Here is a 20,668-nt window from a genome sequence, read left to right as displayed (position 1 = left end):
CGGTGATTGTAACCTTGCTCTGATCGGGTATTGAAGAATATCAAAAACAGGAGGCTACATGATATGAAAACAGTATTGTATGTTCCACTGGACGATCGTCCGGCGAATCTGGATGACGTTATTGTACAAGGAAAAGCAGCCGGTCTTCACATCGTTACACCCAACCTGAAGGATATCAAGAATCGTCTGGATACGGAAAAAACAACCGATGGCACAACGCTGCTCGGCACTTCTACGCCTATTTACGGGAATACATCAAAGGTTCATGATTTTATTCTGAAACATGCGGCCAAGGTGGAGGGCTTCATTATTTCTACCGATATGCTGGCTTACGGCGGCCTGATCGGCAGTCGTCAGCTTCGTGACAATGGTGGGGGCACATATCCGGCGTATGATGAGCAAACGACCCGTCTGCTCGATGTCATTCGCATCATCAAAACAAAGTATCCGCGCAAACCGCTGTTTGTCATGGATACCATTATGCGGCTGGCAACGACCTCCTTTGCAGGTGGGCTGGCGCTGGATGCATATAATGAATCCCGCTCTCTGATGCAGCAACCGCGTCAGGTATATACGGAGTTCGATGATATTATTCAAGGATATAACGTTTCTCCAGATGGTGAAGAGTACGGGGAAACGACGTATTTTGATAAACAAAAATACTACAACACAAGACAGCACAAATTCAAAACCAATCGTTACATTCTGGATCAGCTGGCCCGCACGGGTTACATTGATTTCCTTGCTGTAGGTGTAGATGATGCCAACACCCAAGGAGTGCAAATTAACGAGATCAAGTATGTTGAAGCACGGATTAACGAATGGCTGGGCGGTACGGATGGGCAGAATCCGGATCGTGCCATTATTTTGCCGGATGCAGATGGCTTGGGACATGCTCTGGTCGCCCGGATGGCGAATCAGCTGCTGAGAGGCGGGGCGAGGACGAAATATGGCGTGAAGTATTACGGCCCGCACGGATCTACGATTATCAACACCTATGAATATATGGATGTACATCGGAATGTGGTGCACCATGTTGATATTGTCGGCGGTGTATTGCTGGAGGATGAAGCAGCTGCCGCAGTAGACATGGAAATTATCGCGATTACAGCACTGGATCAGGTGCAGGCGGCAGTGGAGCGCTTGGCGTTGAATGGAGAGCAGGGACTGCCTTCAATTCTGATTGATTTTGTGGGAAAAGGGCCTGCGAATGTGGATGTGGCTGAAGCGCTGCTGAACAGCTCATATACCGGGCGGTTGCTTGGTTACAGTGCCTGGAATACACCGGGGAACAAAATCGGTCTTGCCGTAGGTATGGCCCAATCCAGATATGCACTGATCACCACGGAAAAGCATGAACACAGGCTGCGGGATGCCATGAATGCTCACGGCTCGCTGTTATTCAAACGTTTCCTGAAGGACTACAGCTACAAAGCGGTAGCTATTGCTGACATTCGTACCTATTCACGGGCGCATGCACTATATACCAATGTAGCAACACTTGCGGATCAAAATATGGCATTGTTTAACTCACAAGAGGATTACACGCATCTGCAAAGTTTACTCCGTGATCTCATGCAGACGCACACTGCTGAACTGGCAAGTAAACCTGCCTTCCAGCAGGGGAATCCGGCGATTCGACAGATCTGTGACGGGCAACTGACGTATGCTGCTTATAACGGTGCCCTGCTGGAATACAACAACCCTGATTTCATCTGGGGCCGTGCCTTCGAGATTACGCTGAGTCCGCAGGTGAGATTGGAGTAGGTAGATCAGATAGCCGGTAAGGATATAAGCCATATTTGCTCGTCTTTTTACCACCCAAGCTCATGCTTTATTCACGCTGAAGTCAACCGAAGCACCATCCGCGCTAGGGGAAAAAGGCTGTAAGATAGTATTATCGGATGAATCGCAAGGGACACACCGAAAGCACATACGCTAATGTACAGACCAGCCTAAGGGCTGGTCTTTTTGATGCGGTGAAGTTGTCCCTGCATTGATCCGGTGCCCACATGGACTGTTGGGAAAAGGGGGAGGTCCCTGGCTGCCCCATGGCTGCTGCACCATGGGGATTGAATTCACTTTTGCAGCAGAGGGGGGCGAAATGAATGTGTCGATGAGTTATCAAGCCAGTAATGGAACAAATAATGAAGCAAGTAATGGAACAAATAATGAAGCGAGTAATGATACGAACCAGGATGCTAGCAATGAACAAGGAAGACGATTCAGCAATAGTGCTGGGGATACCAGTCTCAGTACACGTATCAAAAAGACGTTAAAGCATAAGCTGGTCGCCCTTGTGCCTGCGTGGGTAGGACGGGTGCAGGATGTTCCTGCTTCGGGGGAAGTGCTGTCAGGTCCGTGTGCCGTACTTTCTTTTGCCGAAGAAGTGCCCAAGTCTGCATGGGCAGGGTACCGCCGCATCATCAAAATTTCGCCATATGCCCGATCAGAGGACGGTGGAGCAGAGCAGGTGGAGGTCTGGTCGGCTGACTTGATCACAGGTCTGCATCAGGTACGTCTGGAGGATGGAGAAGGCGGGGCCTTTACCTGCATCTATCTGGGCTCCACAGACAGCGAACGTAGGGAAACCGAATCTGGGCTGGTTACGCGCAGCTTGCGTTTTGGCGTGTATGTTCCTGAACCTCAACGTGCTGCTGAATATGCTGATGCTGCGGGAGAACCTTGGCTTGCCGCCCTGAGAGAGTGGACAGCAGAGGAATTAGGCCCGGACTGGTCTGTATATACGGCTTGCTGGCCCGGAGGATACACAATGCCATCCGTGTTATGGCGCTTGACCGGGTACAGTACTGCGGTTGCGGGCACCTCGGCACTTGAAGTACGCAAACAGTGGGTCGGGCATGTTCTCACGGGTCACACAGGTCTGACCGATCAGACGGTAGGCCGTTTGGTCGAGCAGTTGGCACTTCAATCACGGCTTGCCATAACTCCGGCGGTCGAGCAAAGTAGCGGAGCTAACACAAGGGATGAAGGCAATACTCGTTATGTGACGGTAGATGAGGTGACAGCGGATGTGCAGGCAGATGCGTATTTGAACGGTCAGATCCGACTGACATTGTCGCAGCGGATTCGTCGTCCGATGACGACTTCACCGCTTATGCGAGAGATTCACCATAACAAGGAGATTCAGTAACAGGAATGCGAGAGAGGCTGCTATATACGTTTTGCGAGTGGCTTCAGATTGTGTTGATTAGAAATTTCATAGATTTACAGGATCAAAAATTCATAGGTCAACAATAGTGTGTCTTTGAAGTTAACCAACGAGGTGAGAAGCAGATGCCAGGCTCGGTGAAAAAAAAGCTGACAGTTCTCCCGCAATATACGCGGGCTGAACTGATGAATCATTCGGAAGCCCTCTTTGCCGTCAAGGCAGAGGTGCTGGCTGGTGCGCTGCACGAAGCGGCGCAGCAGACGTTTTCCATTGCAGAAGCACAGATCAGAATCAATCAATTTTTGAAAGCGAAGGTGAAGGAATAATGGCAGGTGGAACTTGGGAGCAAACGAATCGTCCGGTCCTTCCGGGCTTATATATGAATTTTCAGGCGGCAGCATCGTCGGCTATTCAGGCGGGTAGTCGCGGCACGGTTGTTGTGCCGGTGAAGGCGAACTGGGGCCCGGTGGGCACGTTTGTGGAAGTAGGCAGTGAAGCAGCGATTGAGCGTACGTTTGCGGCAAGTGCGCTGGACAATGGTACGGCATATACGTCGCTCAAGCTGGCTTTGCTGGGTGGGCCGAAGAAGCTGCTCGCTTATCGGGTAACGAGTTCATCCGCTAAAGCAGCAACGTTGACGTTGAAGGACAGCGACGGAGCTGATGTGGTACAGCTCGATGCGAAGTATCCGGGTGACCGCGCGAACGGGTTCTACGTGACGATCCAGCCTGGCGTACTGGATAACACGAAATTTGAAGTGCGTCTATTCGAAGGCAATCGCATGCTGTATGCGCTCCTGACGGCAGATGTTACGGCAGCGGCTCTTGCCAAAGAGATTAACGCCGACGAGCAAAACCTCTGGATTACCGCACAGGCGATTGGAGACGGTGCAGGTAAGGTTGCGAACGTATCGGGTGCAGCATTCAAAGGCGGCGCAAGTGGCAATGATGCACTGACCAATGCGGAATATATTGCTTTGCAGGGCGCGCTTGAAGGGGAACAGTTCGATGTGCTGGCCCTGGATCATGCGGCGGATGCGGCACTGCTTGCCAGCTTTGCGGCATGGGTGAAGCGGGTCCGTAATGAAGGCAAGCCCGTGATGGCGGTGTTCGGCGGCTCCGCAGCGGACGATACTTCCGCTACGGCAGCTCAGAAGGCGGCGGCACGTTCACTTACACTGAACCATGAAGGTGTGATTAATGTCGGTACAGGCGTACGCTTGGGGGATGCTTTCTATAGCTCTGCGCAGACTTCTGCCTATGTGGCGGGTCTTATTGCCGGACAACGTCTGAATGAATCCACAACCTATGCGGCCACACCGTTTGACGATGTGACACGCCGCTGGACGCGTGCGGAGCAGGAGCAGGCCGTGCAGAACGGCGTATTTATTTTCTTCCACGACGGTCGCCGGGTCAAGGCACTTCGGGGTGTGAATACACTGGTTACGCCAGCTGCCGGACAGAATAATGCATGGAAAAAAATCCGTTCCATCCGCGTAATGGACGCGATTAATACGGACCTGCAGCGCTCCGCAGAGGATACGTATATCGGGAAAGTGAACAATACCGAGGAAGGTCGTCAGGCACTGATTGGTGCGATGAAGGCCTATTTGGCGTTGCTGGCACAGAGCAATGTCATTGAAGCCGAAGGCTATGACGTTGTTCTGGACCCTGCATACTACGGCGCTTCACCTGTGCTTAAACCGGAAGCGGATCAGGTATTCCTGCAATGGAATGTGAAGCTGACGGATGTGATGGAGCAGCTGTTTGGTACGTTTTACGTGCAATAAGGAGATGGCCTGGAAGTAGAAGCAGGCGAGTAGATTCAGGCAGCTTTATAAAATGAAATATCTCATGTTGAGCGGTTGCGCTCAATCATCATAAGGAGGAAATATACATGTTGGATGCATCAAGAGTCATTCTCGGTACCCACGGTCAGCTGCATATCGACGGAGTGTGGCAGACGAACATTAACAAGCTGGAGGCCAGCGTTGAGATTGAGAAGCGTGAGCTGAATCTGGTCGGCAACGACTGGAAGGTTCACAAAAACGGTGCTAAAAAAGGCACAGGCACAATGACCGGTTACAAGGTAACGTCGGATATGATCCAGCGTGGGTTCACCAAATTTCAGATTATCTCCAAGCTGGATGACCCGGAATCATACGGACATGAAAGCGTGCTGCTGAAGGGCTGTATGGTGGATAAAATCCAGCTGGCGAACTGGACGGCAGGCGAGGAAGTGCCGGAGGAGACCGGGTTTACGTTTGAAGGCTTTGAATTGCTGAATCCGATTGTGGCGAATTAAGTGTTGTGAACCGATGTTGAGCTTGTTAAAAGCAAGCAAGGACATTGAACTAGGCCGAGAATCTCTCGGTCTTTTTGGTGTCTTTAAATGTTGGTGACAACCGGGGAAACACAGGCAAACGCGGAAGCAGACGACAGAAGAAAATACAGGAAAACCAAAGGAGATTACGACCGATGAGTATGAACGAAAATATGTCCGAGGAACAGATTCTGGATCAATTGTTTGAAGCGGCAGAACGCCTGCCGGAAGAAAATGTGCGCATTCAGCGCCTGGACCTGCTGCTTACGCTGCGTGGGCTTACATCCTCCAAAGTCGATCAGATTCGCGAGCGCTGTACGATTCGCAAGACCACAAAGGGCCGCACTGAGGAAAAGGTGGATACCGAAACGTTTAATGCGCTCCTGATTTCCGAGGCCACGGTAAAAATGAATGTCCGCGGACTGGAACTGTCCGGCTGGGGAGACAGCCGGATCACGGGCCGGATGAAGCTGTCGGGTGGAGAACAGGCGGTTCGCCGTATGCTTCTGGCGGGTGAGCTGGATGCTGTGGGCGATAAAGTGTTGGAGCTGTCCGGCTTCGGTGTGGAGATTGAAGACCTAAAAAACTGATTCACTCCGGCGGGATGACCACGTTCCTGTACCACATGTGGGTGCGTCATCATCTTCGTCCCGGAGAGTTCTGGTCTTTGCCGCGAGGGGAACGCTCGCTGCTGCTTGCTTTTTCGGAAGAGGAGATGGCAGCGCTAAGCGCCCAGATGAATCGTTAATTCAAACAGGCAGGAGGTGAATAACATGGCAGAAATGATTATCGGTTTATCCCAATCGAATACACAAATGAAGACCACCCTTCGTTATCTGGATCAGATTCAGCGGTCTACGGATCGTTTAAACCGGGTTCGTTATCAGGGCCTGATCAAAGTGAATAATGAGCTGAGAACAACCGGGCGTAGATTGGAAAATATCTATAGCACCGCTGTAAGGTTGAGCCGTTTGCACATCACACCGAGAATCGGATTGGATGACCAGCTAAGCCCGGCACTGGATCGCGCACTGACCAAGCTGAACAGCTTCCGCAATCAATTGGTGAAGGCGTCCGGCACGGTATCTGTGGAGGTGAAGCAGAAGGTTGAAGTGGCGATGGGGAAAATGACTCCGGCGAGTGCCTCTTCCATGTCCGTTGTGATTGGGAGTCATAATACAAATACAACGATAAATAATGTGGCTAAAGAAGATGATAATGGTCTCTTGGAAGAGATCGACACATGGTTGAATCTTGCTAACAATGCTACTGATATCGGAATGAAAATTAAAGGAGTATGGTCTGCTCTTAAAAATAAAAAAAACAAAGCCGCCAATCCAAGCGCAAGTACAGAAGTGGCAGAGAATAAGAACAGAAACCGCCCGATTCGCTCGTCCTCAAGCTCAGGAGGAGAAACGAAACGGAGTGCACCTAGCCGAAGATCAGCTGGTGGAAGAGGAAGAAGAGGGGGGATTTCCAGAGCATCCACTCCTGAATCTGCGCCGACCCCGAAGATTACTACAGATACGTCAGACCGAGCATTCAGAGAATCCCTGGATATGGATCGAAACCGAAGATTCGGGAGTGGAAAAAATTCCAAACTAATATCAGGCATCATGTCTTCTTCACCCATGGGCATGTCCAACCTTTTCTCGGGTGATGGCATGATGGGTAAAATAGGCGGAGGCTTTGCCAAAGGGGCCAAGAGATTGCTTGGTCCGATCAGCATGCTGGCGGATGTGGCTAACATCGCAAATGCACCTGCCGAGGAAAGAGGCCGGGCCGTTGGTTCGATGATTGGCGGAACTGCCGGTACGGCGATTGGCAGCGCGATTGGTAGTTTTATTTTGCCAGGAATCGGTACTTATATTGGTGGTGCAGTTGGAGGCTGGGCTGGTGGTGAAGTGGGAGGCTGGATTGGAGATAAAGCGAAGGATATCGGAAGCTTTGTATCCAATGCATCGGAAGGATTAGGTAACGCGTTATCGGGTGCTGCTGATTTTGTCTCTGAGAAAACAAAGAGTCTCACCGAAGGCATCTCCAATTTCTTCGGCTTTGGTTCGAATAAAGAAGAACAGACGGCTCCGGCTGCAACAGTCGCTGCATCACCTTCCGTACCTGCAGCACCGCAAATGCCGCCGCCATACAGGCCAGCCGCTCTGTCGATTACCGGGCCCGAAGCTTACATGAACAATCGACTTGGCTCATCCACCTCAGCGGGTCTTACAGGCACAAGCATGATGCAGTCCCAGGCTATGACGCTGAATAACAATGCTCAGTCCAATGGCAAAGCATCTCCGATGACAGTGCATATTTCGGAAGAGCAGATGAGCAGTCTGTCGGGTTACCTCAAGGATTTCAAAACCGAAACGACCAACCAGATCGCAGTGAATATCGCGCCAGGTACGGTACAGGTGACGGTGCGCGAGAACGCCATTGATTATGATGCTGTGAGCCATCAGGTGGGGCAGCGGATTAGCAACGAGTTCCGCAAAGCAATGCAAAATCGCAAAACGATTATGGCCTAAGCAGAAAGGAGGCCGCAAAGATGTCTGTACTTAAAGATGAAGCAGGACCTAACGAAATGACATTTACATTGAAAGACGGCAGCACTTCATTTCAATTCCCGGTGAACCCGGAAGAGGTCAATATCTCCAGATCAAAGGGCTACGAAACGATCCAGATGCTGGAGCATGGCGAGTTTGATTTTGCGCAGGGAGAGAAGGTGAAGGAGATCACCTTTTCTTCTTTTTTTCCTAAAGAGTATGACGAGTCCTATTGTATGGTATCCCCGGTTCCCGATCCGCGCGTAGCCATGAACATTCTGAACACCTTTCTTATCTCGAAAAAGCCGCTGCGTTTCATCATTTCGGGAACCGGCGTGAATGTACCCGTGTTTCTCGTTTCGCTGAATTCGAGCTTTCGCGGCGGGGAGACGGGCGATATCTCTTTCGACCTGACGCTGCGAACCTGGCGGGATTCCAAGGTAGAGAAGGTGGGTTCGGGTGCTGCGGCGAGCAAGTCTGGTTCACGTACGGATCTGAAAAAAACGAGCAAGACCTACACCGTCAAAGCCGGGGATTCTCTGTCCAAAATAGCCAAGCTTGAGCTTGGAAACAGTTCCAAATGGAACGAAATTTACAAGCTTAACGCCAAAATCATCGGCAGTGATCCGAATCGGATCAAGCCGGGGCAAAAGCTGGTGATGCCATGACCTACAAGGTCATTGTCGATGACAAGCATGATATCACCAAGCTGGTGGAGACGATAACACTCAAGGATTCACTCGACCAGATCGCCTATCAGGCGAATATCCGGCTGGCGGTGTCGGCATCCTCCGGGCTGCCTGCCATCTCGCCGGGAATGGCGGTACGAATCAGCGGGGTTCCTTTTGGCGGGAAATCCTTGGTGCATCTGCTGCACCCTGCTGTCATCTGGGAAGCGGAAAGCTCGAATAGCGGGACGAAACGGCTGTCCCTCACGGTCTATGACCGCATGATCTATCTGGAGAAATCAGAGGACGAATTCCTGTTTCCCAAGGATCAGACTGCCACGCAGCGGCTTAAAGCGTACGCCAAGGAATGGAAAATTCCTCTGGCTACGTTGCCGGAGGTGAAGACCAAGCTGGGTAAGGCGGTGTATCGGTCGCAGACGATTTTTTCGATGATGTTTGCCGATTTGAAGGAAACGGCCAAGTCCGGGGGAGACATGTATCATCCAAGGATGACGCCCGGCGGGCTACAGCTGTTCAAGGTGGGTAGCAATACGAAGGTGTATGCACTGGATCGGCTGATCGACTTGACACAGATGCGTACACTTGAAGGCGCGGTTACCAAAGTGAAGGTAATGGCAGCGTCGGAATCCGGGGGCAGTGGGAAAGAGGTGCCTTCAAAGGTGCTGGCTATGGAGCAGAGCGGTACAGAGCAGCTAGGCACATTGCAAAAACTGATCGAGGACGATCAGGTCAAAACAGCCGCCGCCGCGAAGAAGCTGGCAAAAAGCAAGCTGACAGGTGTTCAGGAGACGTTTACCATCTCGGCCCCGGACATCAATACGCTTCGCGCCGGAGATGCAGTCACGCTCAAAGGTCTCAAGCTCATCGTCATGTCGGTCAGCCGCGATCTGTCGACTGGGCCAGGTACGATGACGCTGGAGCTAGGCACGGCGGAGCTGGTGAAAAGGAGGTTTTATCTTGAATAATGAAGATCCGTACGGACATTTTGCCGATGTGATGCGGGGAGCGATGAGTACACATTCCCGTCAAGCCGTGAGTGGTCTGGGGGCGGTGCTCGGTACGATTACGGCGTCCGGCGTGAAGCTGGATGACTTCAAGCATGAAGTGCAGGATTATCTCGTGGCCGAGCTGCCTGGGACATTACATTTGCCCGAGCGTGAGCTGGCTGGCGCAATTTCCGGCATATCTGACGTGGCAAACGGCGGTACGACGGGCACGGGACGGTTTCTTTTGCAAAAAGGGGAAGTGGAAGAAGCGGTTTGGTCCTTGGGAAAAGGCCTCAAGGCCGGGGATCGCGTGCTGGCGATGCGTGTGAATGGTGGGAACGATATTGTGGTGCTGTGTAAGGTGGTGAGTGCCCATGCCTAGTTTGTTTCCGCAAACAGGAATGATCTGGGGAGATGAAGAGGATTTGTCTGGAGTGGCTTCGGAGGAGGTACGCTTTGGACGGAGCTGGCGTTATGACTATGATGCTGGTGATTTTGTGCTGACCCCCAGTGGCAAAGTGGCTACGGCAGATGCACATGAAGCATGGGTGCAGTGGTGTATCAAGGCGGTGAAGACGCCACGGTACAGACATGTGATCTATTCTCGGGACTACGGCTCGGAGCTGGAGGACCTGGTGGGTCAGGGGGATAGCCGTGGTGTGATGGAAAGTGAGATTGCCCGGATGGTTACGGAAACGCTACAAGCGGACCCGCGTACGGATGCGGTAGACCAGTTTACGTTTGATTGGGACCGGGAGCAGTGTGTATTTACGTGCCGGGTGACGAGTGTGCAGGATGAGATGTTTATTCTGGAAAGTGAGGTGATCTGACGGGATGGCTGAGATTCCGCGTTATTTGGAGGACCAGACGGAGGAACAGATTATGCAGCGGTTGCTGGATCGTCTGCCCGCGGATCTGGATAAGTCGGAAGGGTCGTTTTTGTGGGATGCGGAGGCCCCGGTAGCCTTTATGCTGTCTGAGGCGGCGCTTTGGGCACAGGAGCTGCTGCGGCGTGGATTTGCCAGTACAGCGGCGAGCCGTGATCCGAATTTCCGTTCGGAGGAGCTGGATTTGCGTGCTGGAGAGCACGGGATTACGCGCAGGGCAGCGGTGTATGCACAAGGAACAGTTAGATTTGCAGGTACACCGGGAAAGGTCGTGCCCTCGGGCACGGTTGTGGCTACGCTCGCAGATGAGGTGTCCGGAGAAGCATCGCTCGAATATGAAACCGTCGGTCGTGTGGAGCTTGGTGAGGATGGTTTCGGGAGTGTAGGTGTACGTGCGCTTGTTGCCGGAAAAGAGAGCAATGTGCCCGCAGGCACGGTAACCGTGCTGTCGACACCACTGAGCGGCGTAACGTCTGTGGTGAACACGGACGTGATCAAGGGCGGTGCGGACGTGGAGGCGGATACGGCGCTGCTGGAGCGCTTTTATGCCAAAGTCCGCAACCAGGGAACCAGCGGCAACAAGGCACAGTATGTGCAGTGGGCCAGTGAAGTTCCGGGCGTCGGTGCGACGCGGGTGATCCCGCTGTGGCAGGGGCCGGGTACGGTTGGACTGTATCTGCTCGATACGGACAAACGTGCGGCAGGCTCCGATCTGGTAGCCGCGGTGCAAAAGTATGTTGATCCAACGCAGGATGGACAGGGCGAAGGTGTTGCCCCGGCAGGGCCAGTGGTGACAGTGATGCCGGCAGAGGAAGTGCCGATGAACATCCAGGTGAAGCTGACGCTGGCAAGTGATGCCACGCTGGCGGATGTCCGGGCATTAATCAATCGCGGGGTGACCGCGTATCTGAAGCAGCTTGCTTTTGCCGACCCGCTCGTACGTTACACCCGCATTGCCGCGATCCTGCTCGACATCCCGCCAATTATCGATTATTCGGAGCTGACTGTAAATGGAGTAAGCGACCAGAATATCGAGATGACCGCCAGCCAGGTGGCTGTGCTGGGGACGGTGGATGTGCATGAGTAGTATGGGGGTAGAGGTTAAGAATGCTGTAGATGTTGGACTGACGAGTGAGAAAGGGCGGGAGCTGTTCTCGTATTTGCCTCGGTATTATGAAACTTCGCGTGTCATGCAGGCCGATATGCAGGCCAAAGGCGTGGAGATGGATCTGTTGTATCAGGCACTGGACGAGACGCTGGAGCAGTTTTTTGTCCGCACAGCTACGTGGGGGCTGGATTACTGGGAGCAGGAGCTTGGTATTGAGACAGATCGTCTCAAGCCTGTGGAGCAGCGGCGTGCGGTGGTAGAGTCGAAGCTGCGCGGAGCAGGCAAGTTTTCGGGAAGTCAGGTTGCAAACGTTGCTGAGGCGTATGCCGGGGGCAAGGTGGATGTTACATTCCAGCCGGAAGCGTGGAGTTTTACGGTGAGCTTTGTCGATACGATGGGCATTCCGCCCAATATGGATGATCTGAAACGAGCCATTGATGAACTGAAACCGGCCCACATGGCCGTGGAATATAAATACCGTTATCTGGTCTGGGATGATCTGGACAACAAGAAGATGACATGGGATGAACTCGATGCCGCGTCCTTGACGTGGAATGAACTGGAGGTGTGGGCGTAATGCCAAAAGATACAGATCGATTAAATCTCCCCCTGCCTTTGGGGAATGAGAATGTGACCCGAGAGAGTATTAATGCGATTTTTGAGAAGATTGATGCAGGTGTTGCAACGCAAGACGATTTGGATGCGCTTCGCGAAGCGGTGAGCAAGATGGATATCCCCGATGCGTCCTTGATGCAAAAAGGGAAGGTGCAGTTGTCGAACAAGACGGACGGGACGTCCGAGGCGGTGGCGGCGACGGAGAAGGCGGTAAGGGATGCAGCTACAGCAGCTGAAACAAATGCGAAAAATGCGAGTCTTCCGCGTGCGGGTGGTGAAATTTCAGGCCCTCTTACGATTAGTTCGTGGGGAAGTATCTCGGCAGGTACATCTGGCTTTTTCTTGATGGGGCATAACTGTTATATCCACCCGACAAACAATAAGTACTATTATAAACAAACTCATTCTAACTTGGGTGCTAGAGGTATCATTTTTAGATTAGGTCAGGCGGGTGTGTATACCTTTGAAACTGGGCCGATCTCAACGGTGAAGGATACAGAGTTTACACCAAGTTTAGTTCGAATGCCTACACAAACGGACTATGACACGCTTTTTCAATCTGGCGTTAATGCTAAACGTGGTATTGTGGACGCGCTTAACGCACTGGGAGTATCAGCGTCCACAGATGACACATGGAGTAGCTTGTCTTCAAGATTAAGTGAGGGGAACTTGTTTGGTGTGAACACAGGTATTCCAATAGAACGTATAGCAGAAGCAGAATTGAAAAGTACAATGACATTAAATACTGGGATTATAAGTAGTGATGTGTGTTTATGTCAAGATAAAGAAGGGAATATCACTTATATTTATAATGATGGAGCAAGTAATTTATATGAAATAAGAAACATATCAAGAGACGGTTTACTACGTTGGAAAGTTTCAGATCAAAGTGGTTTCTCAAAATGTGTAGTTAACGATGTTACTAATACTGTATTGGTATTGGCTTCAACCTATACAGATTCTTGGAAGTATGCGTTGCGAACTTTTAATAAAGACACAGGAGCATCTTTAGGAACGATTCCAATTTCTGCTATTGTTTCTGATATGTTGGAGCTCGATGATTATGGTAACGCTTATTTTCATTCTTGGGGAGTCTTTTTTAAATACAGTACCACTAGTGGTCAGCTTATATATAAAGTTGATACAGGGAATTCTTCTTCAAATAGGCCTTGGTCATTAGATAGAAAACTAGGTGCTTTGTATACGCATGGTTCAGGGCTAATTCGAAAAATTAATTCTAATGGAGTAGTTGATTGGGCCTATTCAATTAATGATTCTCAAATATTAGGTTTGTGTGCTGGTGAATACAATGGAAAGCGTGTTTTGTATGTGCGAAATTCGGTTTTTTTATCAGCAGTGGCTATAGGAGCAGATAGCGGAGTTTCAATAGCCAGTTTTAGTAATGCTTTTTCAGGAGGTATTTCCCATTCAAGTGAGAGGAACAAAATAAATAATTTTGTTGTTGATAATCAAGGTGGCTTTACATCCTATTCGACTTCTCCAAACCCAGAATATACTGGCAGACATATACCTACCTTGACTAGATCTAAGGAAAATAGACGTAAATTACTTACATTTACTAATCCTATTGGATGGGAGTCATACCATTACAGGGGTTCAGGTATTTTTAATGCAAGGGATATGGATGTGTCTAAAGAATTGATATTTTACTTATATGGTATTATTTATGTATATAAAATAAATTATAGAATAATATAGGGGGAATTAAATAATGTATATTATTTACGAAGAAGTAGCGAATAAGGTTGGAAAAATTAGTGTTATTGTGTATGAAGATCACGGAAGTAATCCACCAGATAATAGTATTACTGTAAGTAGTGTTCCTGATCCTCAACAAATTGATGGTAAATTGAGCGTGCCATACATTAATTTGGATTCACATGAAATTTATTATGAGTATATAGATGCTCCAGTTGTACTCGATTTAGAAGAAGAAGTAAATAAGTTGAAAAAAGAGATTATGGAAATGAAAACTATTTTGTTAAATGTTTCTTCAGAGAATAAAAATAGAATACAAGCTAGTAACTAATAGTTGGATTTTAATAATGTGTTGAAGGAACAGATAAAGGTAATTGACAATATCAAAGCATCCGAAGAGATATTTTAATTTGAAGATTTAGTGCTTTTTAAAGGAGGTGAACCATGACCACAACCCAACTTACCAACTCCATTGTCGCAACACTATCACATCACCTCCCTAATATCCCGATTCATCCCGCCACAGAAGTTAGCCCAGAAAGCCAAGGCCTAACCTACCGCTTACTCGCAGCAAAACTCACACGTGAGCGCAGTGATCGATTCGTGCAATCTCACATCTACGAGATTCGATGGCTGGATAGCAGCAATATCCCAGAAGACTTGCCAGACAAGCTCTTCGAAGCACTGGAAACAATTGAAGTGGATGGGACTCCCTATCGGGCAACGGAGTTGCGATGGAAAGCGTGGGGAGAAGCACCCAAACTGTGGGTGTATTACACGATGCGAACCACCAAAGTGTCGGAGTCCTCCAGTCCAATGCAACAGCTGGAACAGCGACCAACTGCATTGAAAACCACAAAGTAATAACTTTAGTGTTCAGACTAACGTACACACAAAACGGAGAGAAGAGAAAAAACTGGAAAAGCGAAGCGTTCGCCTTTATCACCGGATTTTCCCTTCTGAAAAGGGAGCCAAAAAAATCTGGGGATAACAGCGATTGAAGGTTGTTCTGTTCTTGGAGTGGTTAGTGTGTGTATATTGTGTAGCTGAAACCATTTAAGGAGGACCAACATGAAAGGAATAGGAGGCGCACTCGCGATGTTCACCAAGAAAGAAACAGATCGAAAGAACCATGAAGCAGATCAGCAACATAACGATACCAAATACAACAAAGCACAGTTCGCCGAAGCCCGGCAGTTTAGTCGATTGGAGAAGGATATTTTGGCAGCGGTGCTGCTGGAACAACAAACGTACACTGTGCAAGAAGCTCAGCAACACATCCAACAATTTATGAATGGGGAGGCACAATAATGGCTGGAGGAACATGGACAACTCAAAATAAGGTACGCCCTGGCGTATATATGAATTTTGCATCGGAGGGCACATTGCCCGGAACTGTTGGAGAGCGGGGAACAGTCGCCTTGGCACTTCCATTGTCTTGGGGACAAGCGGGCACAATTCTGACGGTACAAGCAGGTGAGGATGTACAAGCCAAACTCGGTTATGACTGGACAGCACCACAATTGCTGCTGATTCGTGAAGCGCTGAAGCGCGCACAAACCCTGCTTTTATATCGTCTTAATGCAGGAACGAAAGCTAAAGCAACATTGGATACCCTTACAGTAACAGCACAGTATGGCGGTGTACGTGGTAATGACCTCACTATTGTTATTTCCGCTAATATGAATGAGCCTGAGCGATTCGATGTATCTACCTTGCTCGCTGGTAAAGAAGTACACAAACAGACGGTGTCCAACATCGGTCAGCTGCAATCCAATGCATTTGTTACCTTCACTGGTGAAGGGTCCCTTACAACCACAGCTTCGCTTCCACTAACAAGTGGAGAGGATGGCACATCTACGAACCAGGAGCATGCCGATTTCCTGAGCAAACTGGAGGTGCTTGATATCAACACCGTTGGTCTGATCTCGGACGATGCCACACTCAAGTCTGTTTATTCGGCATACATCAAGCGATTGCGCGATGTGGAGGGCAAGAAGGTACAACTGGTGCTTTCCAATTATCCGGCCGCGGATCATGAAGGTGTCATTAGTGTGAAAAATGGCGTTGTGCTTGCGGATGGTACCGCGCTTACACCGAAACAAACTGTTGCGTGGACTGCCGGTGCTACCGCAGGGGCTAATATGAATGAATCTCTAACCTTCCGTGCGTACGACGATGCCGTGGATGTAAACGGACGGCTGACACATACCGAGACTGAGGCGGCACTTCGCAACGGCGAGTTTGTGTTTACAGCGAGCAGCAACCGTGCGCTGGTGGAGCAGGATGTGAACACCTTCCGTTCCGTGACACCAGATAAGGCGCGTCATTTTGCCAAAAACCGTGTGGTGCGTGTTCTTGATGGCATCGCAAACGACATGAAACGTATTTTCGAATCCTATTATATTGGCAAAGTGAATAACAATGAGGATGGACGCAGCCTGTTCCGCTCGCAATGTGTTACGTATCTGAAGCAGCTTCAGGATATTGGAGCGATTCAAAATTTCGATTCCAAAACGGATATTACCGTGCTTCCGGGCAATGAAACCGACAGTATTATGATTGAAGTGCAGGTGCAGCCTGTGGATTCCGTTGAAAAAGTATACATGAAAGTGAAGGTGGTTTAAGATGGCATTTTTAAAAGCAAGCGACACGATCTCCGGCCAAGAGGGCCGCGCATATGCAACGATTAACGGACAGACAGAAGAGATGTTCTACGTGAAAACGCTGGAAGCAACCGTGGAGAAGCAAAAAGCAGAGGTCAAAACATTGGGCCGCCGCGGCGTGCAGCACAAAGCAACAGGCTGGTCAGGGTCTGGCTCCATGACGATTTTCTACACAACTTCCCGTTTCCGTGAGCTGATGCTCCAGTACATGCAAAATGGCGTAGATACCTACTTTGACATTGAAGTGACCAACGAAGATCCATCGTCCACTATTGGCAAACAGACCGTAACCCTCAAAGGCGTCAACCTCGACAGTGTGATCATGGCATCCCTGGATACCGAGGCAGAGGCGCTGGAGGAAGAAGTGAGCTTTACGTTTGAAGATGTGGATATGCCTGTATCCTTTAATCTGCCGAAGTAAGTGAAGTGCTTGTGTAGCGCGTAAACCAAGATAAATAATCGAGCATCGGTTTTATAAAAGAAACCAGTTCAACTTGCCTGTGTTACGGGCTATTTGGCGTTCTCATATTCTTCGAGCAGATGCTCCTGATTCTTGGAGTGATGCTTTTTGTAATTTTATAAAGCCAATATTAATGGCTCTTCGCCGCTCTATGCGGCGGGGGAGTCTTAACTTATGAGGAGGAATAAACATGAGTGGATTGAGTATGTTTTTTGCACAAAACGCAGCAGCAGATACAACGGAGGAGTTTGTCGTCTCTCCACGTTTTAAAGATGACAAGGGAGCACCGGTAGCATGGAAGCTGCGCAGCATGACGGAGGATGAGAACCAGGAATGCCGCAAGGCGGCTACCCGCAAAATCAAAGGGAAAAACGGTGTCTACACACCGGACATTGATGCGAATGATTACATGGCTCGTCTGATGACGGCAAGTGTGGTGTACCCGGATTTGAAAAATACCGAACTTCAACGCTCCTATGGCGTGATGGGTGCAGAATCGCTTTTACGAAAAATGCTGTTGCCTGGAGAGTTTGCTTCGCTTGGTGAACAGGTTCAGAAGCTGAACGGCTTCAACCAGGACATGAACGAACTGGTGGATGACGTAAAAAACTAATCAAAGAGGGCGATTCCGAAGCCAATCTGGCGTATTACGCTCTCCATGAATTAAAGATATTGCCGCATGAGCTGATGGCTTTCTCGATGCGAGAACGTGCAGCTATCTATGCGATGATTTCCATCCGGGTGGAGGAAGAGAAGAAAGAGCGCACGAGAAGCCGCACACGGAAGAAATAAGAGGAAAGGAGGGAGAACTGAATGTATGCCATGTTTGCAAGGTTATATGTAATGTCCAACCGAATGATTCAGCAATTTCAACGGATGCCTGCGGCGATCAATACTGCGTTTAATTCTGCGCGTTTAAATAGTATTGCTGCTGCAGGTAGTTTGCTTCGAGAAGTATCTCAGGAGCAAGCTAAAGTGAATGCAGCTTTTGCTGAAGGGACTCAGCGAGTCAGAGCCTGGATCGGTATGATCAAGTCAGCAGGACAAGCCGTTCTGGCCCCGGCAGCGCAAGAGGAGGATCTGAAGCATCGGTATATGGCTGCAACGGGCAATGATGCTCAGGGAGAGACGATATTTAATCGTTATCGCGCGGAAGCATTCAAGAGTGGGCAGAATGTAACGGACGCTCTGCAAGGTGCGCTGTCCCTTATCCCCTATGCACAGAATACAGATCAGATGGACAAGCTGCGGGACATGGCTAAACGGATGAGCATGTTATCTCCGGATGGCAAAAACATGTCGGATGCAACTGGAGCCTTGGTTGCCGCCATGAATGGAGATAATGGCGATCTGGCTAAGTCTTTTAATATTCCAGAAGAGGTGTTAAATGGGGCAGGGCTGCAACAAACAATTGATTCATCCAATCTGGACGGGTTTATCCAGAAGCTGGACGTTATTTTGCAAAAGCAAGGCTACACCCAACAGGCCTTTGACACTATGCTGGATTCACCTCTTCAGAAGTGGAATATGCTTGTTAATCAGTTCAATGGGGTTCTTGGTCAGATTGGACATGCAGCGCTTGTTGCATTGACACCATTATTGGATCGATTAAATGAAGCTTTCGCCAACGGAGAATTCACGGGCATAATTGAATGGATTAGCAATGCATTTACGGTAGCTGCTAACGCGCTGACGATGCTTGTAGATGGCATTCTTTATATTGCGAGTGTGGTTCAGCAGAACTGGGATATTATTCAGCCGATCCTGATGGCGTTAGCGATCGTGGTTCTGGCTTTGGTCATAGCACAAGTATACAGTCTCGTTGCTGCTTGGTTGTTGCTGAATTGGCCGATTCTGCTCGCTATTGCTGCCATCGCGCTAGTTATAGGCATGCTCAGCATGATGGGAGTGTCAGGAACCGAGATTTTGGGAGCAATTATAAGTACATTTTTGCTACTTGGTGAGATGGTGAGGGTAGTCATTGCCACGATGTGGAATGCCTTCGCTGTTTTCGCAGAATTTATAGGTAACTTGTTTAAAGATCCATTCTACGCTTTACAAAAATTACTTTATGATCTGGGAATGTTCGCTTTGCAGACGTTTTACAATATTATCGTAGGCATTGATGATTTTCTCGGTAGAGCAATTGGAGCCATAGGGAAGGTGGCTTCCTTTATTAACGACACTTTTGGTACAAACTTGAGGGTGTTGTCCGAGTCCGATGTTACCATTGGTAGCAAGAGTATCGAGGGCTGGATGAATACTCTAAAAACAATGGAACCAAAGAGTGATAAAGAGGTATTTCACATTAAACGGATGAACCAGGAGTTCGATCCTAAAGTTTCTGACAAAGGACAAGGTATGGCGCAGGATCTTCTTTCAAAAATCCCTACTCCACCTTCTCCAAACTCCACAGAAAAAGATTTACCAGGTAAATTCGGTAATGGATTCGGTAAAGATTTAACTCCCAAAACACCTTCCCTACCTTCCATCCCAACGGCACCTGCTCCCGCAAACATAAACAATATGGGCAACCTAAACAAGATTAACAATATCGGACAGGTGGACAAGATCGGTGATGTGGATGGGACGGTTGACGTAACCAGTGAGGACCTGAAGCTGATGCGTGAGCTTGCCGAGATGCAGGCGATTCAGCGTTTCGTCAGTTTGACGCCAACCGTGCAGGTGACGACAGGTGATATCAACAGCGGACATGACGTGGACAGCATTATCAGCAAAATTACCGAGGGCCTGAACAGCCAGATCGTCTCCAGCGCCCAGGGGGTGTATGGATAAGTGAGCTATTCGATACAACTTAGCTTTAACAACCGCGCCGAATATATCTATTTCCCGGTTATACCGGAGAGTATTGAGTTTTCAGATGCAGGGGATGGGAGCACATTTAACGTTAGTCGCCTAGGGGAGATCAATGTGATCAAGTCCCCCAAACTTCGTGAAGTGAGCTTCAGCGGCATTTTTCCAGCGGATTACAGTCCGTATCATTACAAATACGATGTAAGGGACCAGGGAGCACAGAACGAGTTATACCGTGATCCCTATGAGTACGTGAAAGACATCATACGCTGGATGCAGACAGGACGACCTGTCCGGCTGATCTTTACGAGTGCAAGGTACACGGTCAACATGGCCGTCTCCATTGAGAGCTTCGACTGGAAGGAGACAGCGGGTACGGTGGGAGATATCCAGTATGATATCAAGCTGAAGCAGTACGTTTTTTATGCTGCCAAAAAAGTAGTACCGGTGAAGAACAGTCAGAACAAGGCTGAAGCTTCAAAAACAAAAACCAAAGCCTCCCGGCCGGATGAAAAAGTGAAACCGAAGACTGTCACGCTGAAAGCCGGGGACTCCTTATGGTCTGTTGCCAAAGCTCACTTAGGTGACGGAGCACGCTGGAAAGAGTTGCAGAAGCTGAATGGCATCAAAGACGCACAGCTCAAGAAGCTGCCCGTTGGACTTGTCATCAAGCTTCCGTGAAAG

At 49.4% G+C, this 20,668-nt stretch carries 23 protein-coding genes; all 23 read left to right on the top strand.

Annotated features, from left to right (window positions below; all coding sequences use genetic code 11):
* The first annotated feature begins 63 nt into the window (after positions 1-63).
* The 23 genes from DFQ00_RS14385 to DFQ00_RS14275 all read left to right on the top strand — a co-directional run bounded on the left by DFQ00_RS14385 (position 64) and on the right by DFQ00_RS14275 (position 20,665).
* On the top strand, positions 64-1,767 hold the full coding sequence (locus tag DFQ00_RS14385) for a DUF4127 family protein (RefSeq protein WP_110897173.1): 1,704 nt from the start codon (positions 64-66) through the stop codon (positions 1,765-1,767).
* Between the two features lie 298 nt (positions 1,768-2,065).
* Positions 2,066-3,154 carry a hypothetical protein gene (locus DFQ00_RS14380; RefSeq protein WP_110897172.1) on the top strand — a complete coding sequence of 363 codons (1,089 nt, stop codon included), beginning with the start codon at positions 2,066-2,068 and terminating at the stop codon, positions 3,152-3,154.
* A 143-nt stretch (positions 3,155-3,297) separates the two neighbouring features.
* Positions 3,298-3,498 carry a YqzN/YkzM domain-containing protein gene (locus DFQ00_RS14375; RefSeq protein WP_110897171.1) on the top strand — a complete coding sequence of 67 codons (201 nt, stop codon included), beginning with the start codon at positions 3,298-3,300 and terminating at the stop codon, positions 3,496-3,498.
* A complete protein-coding gene (locus tag DFQ00_RS14370; protein WP_110897170.1) occupies positions 3,498-4,961 on the top strand; it encodes a phage tail sheath subtilisin-like domain-containing protein in 1,464 nt (487 codons plus the stop codon). Before DFQ00_RS14375 ends, DFQ00_RS14370 begins: the two co-directional genes overlap by 1 nt.
* A 107-nt stretch (positions 4,962-5,068) precedes the next feature.
* The gene (locus DFQ00_RS14365; RefSeq protein ID WP_110897169.1) at positions 5,069-5,476 is read left to right on the top strand and encodes a phage tail tube protein; all 408 of its coding nucleotides are present in this window, start codon (positions 5,069-5,071) and stop codon (positions 5,474-5,476) included.
* Positions 5,477-5,649: 173 nt separating this feature from the next.
* Entirely contained in the window at positions 5,650-6,084 is a 435-nt protein-coding gene (locus DFQ00_RS14360; RefSeq protein WP_110897168.1) for a phage tail assembly chaperone, read from the top strand.
* A 14-nt stretch (positions 6,085-6,098) separates the two neighbouring features.
* Positions 6,099-6,242, top strand: coding sequence for a hypothetical protein (locus tag DFQ00_RS29200; RefSeq protein ID WP_167433730.1), 144 nt, complete (start codon positions 6,099-6,101; stop codon positions 6,240-6,242).
* A 25-nt stretch (positions 6,243-6,267) separates the two neighbouring features.
* On the top strand, positions 6,268-8,022 hold the full coding sequence (locus tag DFQ00_RS14355; protein ID WP_110897167.1) for a hypothetical protein: 1,755 nt from the start codon (positions 6,268-6,270) through the stop codon (positions 8,020-8,022).
* Positions 8,023-8,078: 56 nt separating this feature from the next.
* Positions 8,079-8,708, top strand: coding sequence for a LysM peptidoglycan-binding domain-containing protein (locus DFQ00_RS14350; RefSeq protein WP_110897299.1), 630 nt, complete (start codon positions 8,079-8,081; stop codon positions 8,706-8,708).
* Complete coding sequence (locus DFQ00_RS14345) at positions 8,705-9,694, top strand: XkdQ/YqbQ family protein (RefSeq protein WP_110897166.1); 990 nt, start codon at positions 8,705-8,707, stop codon at positions 9,692-9,694. Before DFQ00_RS14350 ends, DFQ00_RS14345 begins: the two co-directional genes overlap by 4 nt.
* Positions 9,695-9,725: 31 nt before the next feature.
* On the top strand, positions 9,726-10,097 hold the full coding sequence (locus DFQ00_RS14340) for a hypothetical protein (protein WP_110897298.1): 372 nt from the start codon (positions 9,726-9,728) through the stop codon (positions 10,095-10,097).
* Complete coding sequence (locus DFQ00_RS14335) at positions 10,090-10,545, top strand: DUF2634 domain-containing protein (protein ID WP_110897165.1); 456 nt, start codon at positions 10,090-10,092, stop codon at positions 10,543-10,545. The genes DFQ00_RS14340 and DFQ00_RS14335 overlap by 8 nt, the downstream gene beginning before the upstream one ends.
* Positions 10,546-10,549: 4 nt before the next feature.
* Positions 10,550-11,689, top strand: coding sequence for a baseplate J/gp47 family protein (locus tag DFQ00_RS14330; protein WP_110897164.1), 1,140 nt, complete (start codon positions 10,550-10,552; stop codon positions 11,687-11,689).
* Positions 11,682-12,287, top strand: coding sequence for a YmfQ family protein (locus DFQ00_RS14325; RefSeq protein WP_244213844.1), 606 nt, complete (start codon positions 11,682-11,684; stop codon positions 12,285-12,287). Before DFQ00_RS14330 ends, DFQ00_RS14325 begins: the two co-directional genes overlap by 8 nt.
* Positions 12,287-14,044 (top strand): tail fiber protein, encoded by a 1,758-nt coding sequence (locus tag DFQ00_RS14320; RefSeq protein WP_110897162.1) that lies wholly within the window; start codon positions 12,287-12,289, stop codon positions 14,042-14,044. The genes DFQ00_RS14325 and DFQ00_RS14320 overlap by 1 nt, the downstream gene beginning before the upstream one ends.
* Positions 14,045-14,057: 13 nt before the next feature.
* Entirely contained in the window at positions 14,058-14,375 is a 318-nt protein-coding gene (locus tag DFQ00_RS14315) for a hypothetical protein (protein WP_110897161.1), read from the top strand.
* Between the two features lie 113 nt (positions 14,376-14,488).
* The gene (locus DFQ00_RS29195) at positions 14,489-14,908 is read left to right on the top strand and encodes a phage tail terminator family protein (protein WP_110897160.1); all 420 of its coding nucleotides are present in this window, start codon (positions 14,489-14,491) and stop codon (positions 14,906-14,908) included.
* A 207-nt stretch (positions 14,909-15,115) separates the two neighbouring features.
* Complete coding sequence (locus DFQ00_RS14305) at positions 15,116-15,355, top strand: YqzN/YkzM domain-containing protein (RefSeq protein ID WP_110897159.1); 240 nt, start codon at positions 15,116-15,118, stop codon at positions 15,353-15,355.
* A complete protein-coding gene (locus DFQ00_RS14300; RefSeq protein ID WP_110897158.1) occupies positions 15,355-16,671 on the top strand; it encodes a phage tail sheath family protein in 1,317 nt (438 codons plus the stop codon). The genes DFQ00_RS14305 and DFQ00_RS14300 overlap by 1 nt, the downstream gene beginning before the upstream one ends.
* 1 nt (position 16,672) lies before the next feature.
* The gene (locus DFQ00_RS14295; RefSeq protein ID WP_017690162.1) at positions 16,673-17,131 is read left to right on the top strand and encodes a phage tail tube protein; all 459 of its coding nucleotides are present in this window, start codon (positions 16,673-16,675) and stop codon (positions 17,129-17,131) included.
* Between the two features lie 229 nt (positions 17,132-17,360).
* On the top strand, positions 17,361-17,783 hold the full coding sequence (locus tag DFQ00_RS14290) for a phage tail assembly chaperone (protein ID WP_110897157.1): 423 nt from the start codon (positions 17,361-17,363) through the stop codon (positions 17,781-17,783).
* Positions 17,784-17,983: 200 nt separating this feature from the next.
* The gene (locus DFQ00_RS14280) at positions 17,984-19,966 is read left to right on the top strand and encodes a hypothetical protein (protein ID WP_110897155.1); all 1,983 of its coding nucleotides are present in this window, start codon (positions 17,984-17,986) and stop codon (positions 19,964-19,966) included.
* On the top strand, positions 19,967-20,665 hold the full coding sequence (locus tag DFQ00_RS14275) for a LysM peptidoglycan-binding domain-containing protein (RefSeq protein ID WP_110897154.1): 699 nt from the start codon (positions 19,967-19,969) through the stop codon (positions 20,663-20,665).
* Positions 20,666-20,668: the final 3 nt, after the last annotated feature.

This window comes from Paenibacillus barcinonensis (assembly GCF_003217495.1).
GTDB classification, from domain to species: Bacteria; Bacillota; Bacilli; order Paenibacillales; family Paenibacillaceae; genus Paenibacillus; species Paenibacillus barcinonensis.
This window is presented reverse-complemented; position numbering and strand designations above follow the sequence as displayed.

What these genes read in the sequence shown, in the direction of transcription:
- DFQ00_RS14360 (WP_110897168.1), top strand. Translation starts at nt 5,650, where the DNA reads ATGAGTATGAACGAAAATATGTCCGAGGAACAGATTCTGGATCAATTG.
- DFQ00_RS14365 (WP_110897169.1), top strand. Translation starts at nt 5,069, where the DNA reads ATGTTGGATGCATCAAGAGTCATTCTCGGTACCCACGGTCAGCTGCAT.
- DFQ00_RS14375 (WP_110897171.1), top strand. Translation starts at nt 3,298, where the DNA reads ATGCCAGGCTCGGTGAAAAAAAAGCTGACAGTTCTCCCGCAATATACG.
- DFQ00_RS29195 (WP_110897160.1), top strand. Translation starts at nt 14,489, where the DNA reads ATGACCACAACCCAACTTACCAACTCCATTGTCGCAACACTATCACAT.
- DFQ00_RS14350 (WP_110897299.1), top strand. Translation starts at nt 8,079, where the DNA reads ATGACATTTACATTGAAAGACGGCAGCACTTCATTTCAATTCCCGGTG.
- DFQ00_RS14320 (WP_110897162.1), top strand. Translation starts at nt 12,287, where the DNA reads ATGCCAAAAGATACAGATCGATTAAATCTCCCCCTGCCTTTGGGGAAT.
- DFQ00_RS14345 (WP_110897166.1), top strand. Translation starts at nt 8,705, where the DNA reads ATGACCTACAAGGTCATTGTCGATGACAAGCATGATATCACCAAGCTG.
- DFQ00_RS14385 (WP_110897173.1), top strand. Translation starts at nt 64, where the DNA reads ATGAAAACAGTATTGTATGTTCCACTGGACGATCGTCCGGCGAATCTG.
- DFQ00_RS14300 (WP_110897158.1), top strand. Translation starts at nt 15,355, where the DNA reads ATGGCTGGAGGAACATGGACAACTCAAAATAAGGTACGCCCTGGCGTA.
- DFQ00_RS14290 (WP_110897157.1), top strand. Translation starts at nt 17,361, where the DNA reads ATGAGTGGATTGAGTATGTTTTTTGCACAAAACGCAGCAGCAGATACA.
- DFQ00_RS14380 (WP_110897172.1), top strand. Translation starts at nt 2,066, where the DNA reads ATGGGGATTGAATTCACTTTTGCAGCAGAGGGGGGCGAAATGAATGTG.
- DFQ00_RS14315 (WP_110897161.1), top strand. Translation starts at nt 14,058, where the DNA reads ATGTATATTATTTACGAAGAAGTAGCGAATAAGGTTGGAAAAATTAGT.
- DFQ00_RS14355 (WP_110897167.1), top strand. Translation starts at nt 6,268, where the DNA reads ATGGCAGAAATGATTATCGGTTTATCCCAATCGAATACACAAATGAAG.
- DFQ00_RS14330 (WP_110897164.1), top strand. Translation starts at nt 10,550, where the DNA reads ATGGCTGAGATTCCGCGTTATTTGGAGGACCAGACGGAGGAACAGATT.
- DFQ00_RS14340 (WP_110897298.1), top strand. Translation starts at nt 9,726, where the DNA reads ATGCGGGGAGCGATGAGTACACATTCCCGTCAAGCCGTGAGTGGTCTG.
- DFQ00_RS29200 (WP_167433730.1), top strand. Translation starts at nt 6,099, where the DNA reads ATGACCACGTTCCTGTACCACATGTGGGTGCGTCATCATCTTCGTCCC.
- DFQ00_RS14370 (WP_110897170.1), top strand. Translation starts at nt 3,498, where the DNA reads ATGGCAGGTGGAACTTGGGAGCAAACGAATCGTCCGGTCCTTCCGGGC.
- DFQ00_RS14280 (WP_110897155.1), top strand. Translation starts at nt 17,984, where the DNA reads ATGTATGCCATGTTTGCAAGGTTATATGTAATGTCCAACCGAATGATT.
- DFQ00_RS14335 (WP_110897165.1), top strand. Translation starts at nt 10,090, where the DNA reads ATGCCTAGTTTGTTTCCGCAAACAGGAATGATCTGGGGAGATGAAGAG.
- DFQ00_RS14295 (WP_017690162.1), top strand. Translation starts at nt 16,673, where the DNA reads ATGGCATTTTTAAAAGCAAGCGACACGATCTCCGGCCAAGAGGGCCGC.
- DFQ00_RS14325 (WP_244213844.1), top strand. Translation starts at nt 11,682, where the DNA reads ATGAGTAGTATGGGGGTAGAGGTTAAGAATGCTGTAGATGTTGGACTG.
- DFQ00_RS14305 (WP_110897159.1), top strand. Translation starts at nt 15,116, where the DNA reads ATGAAAGGAATAGGAGGCGCACTCGCGATGTTCACCAAGAAAGAAACA.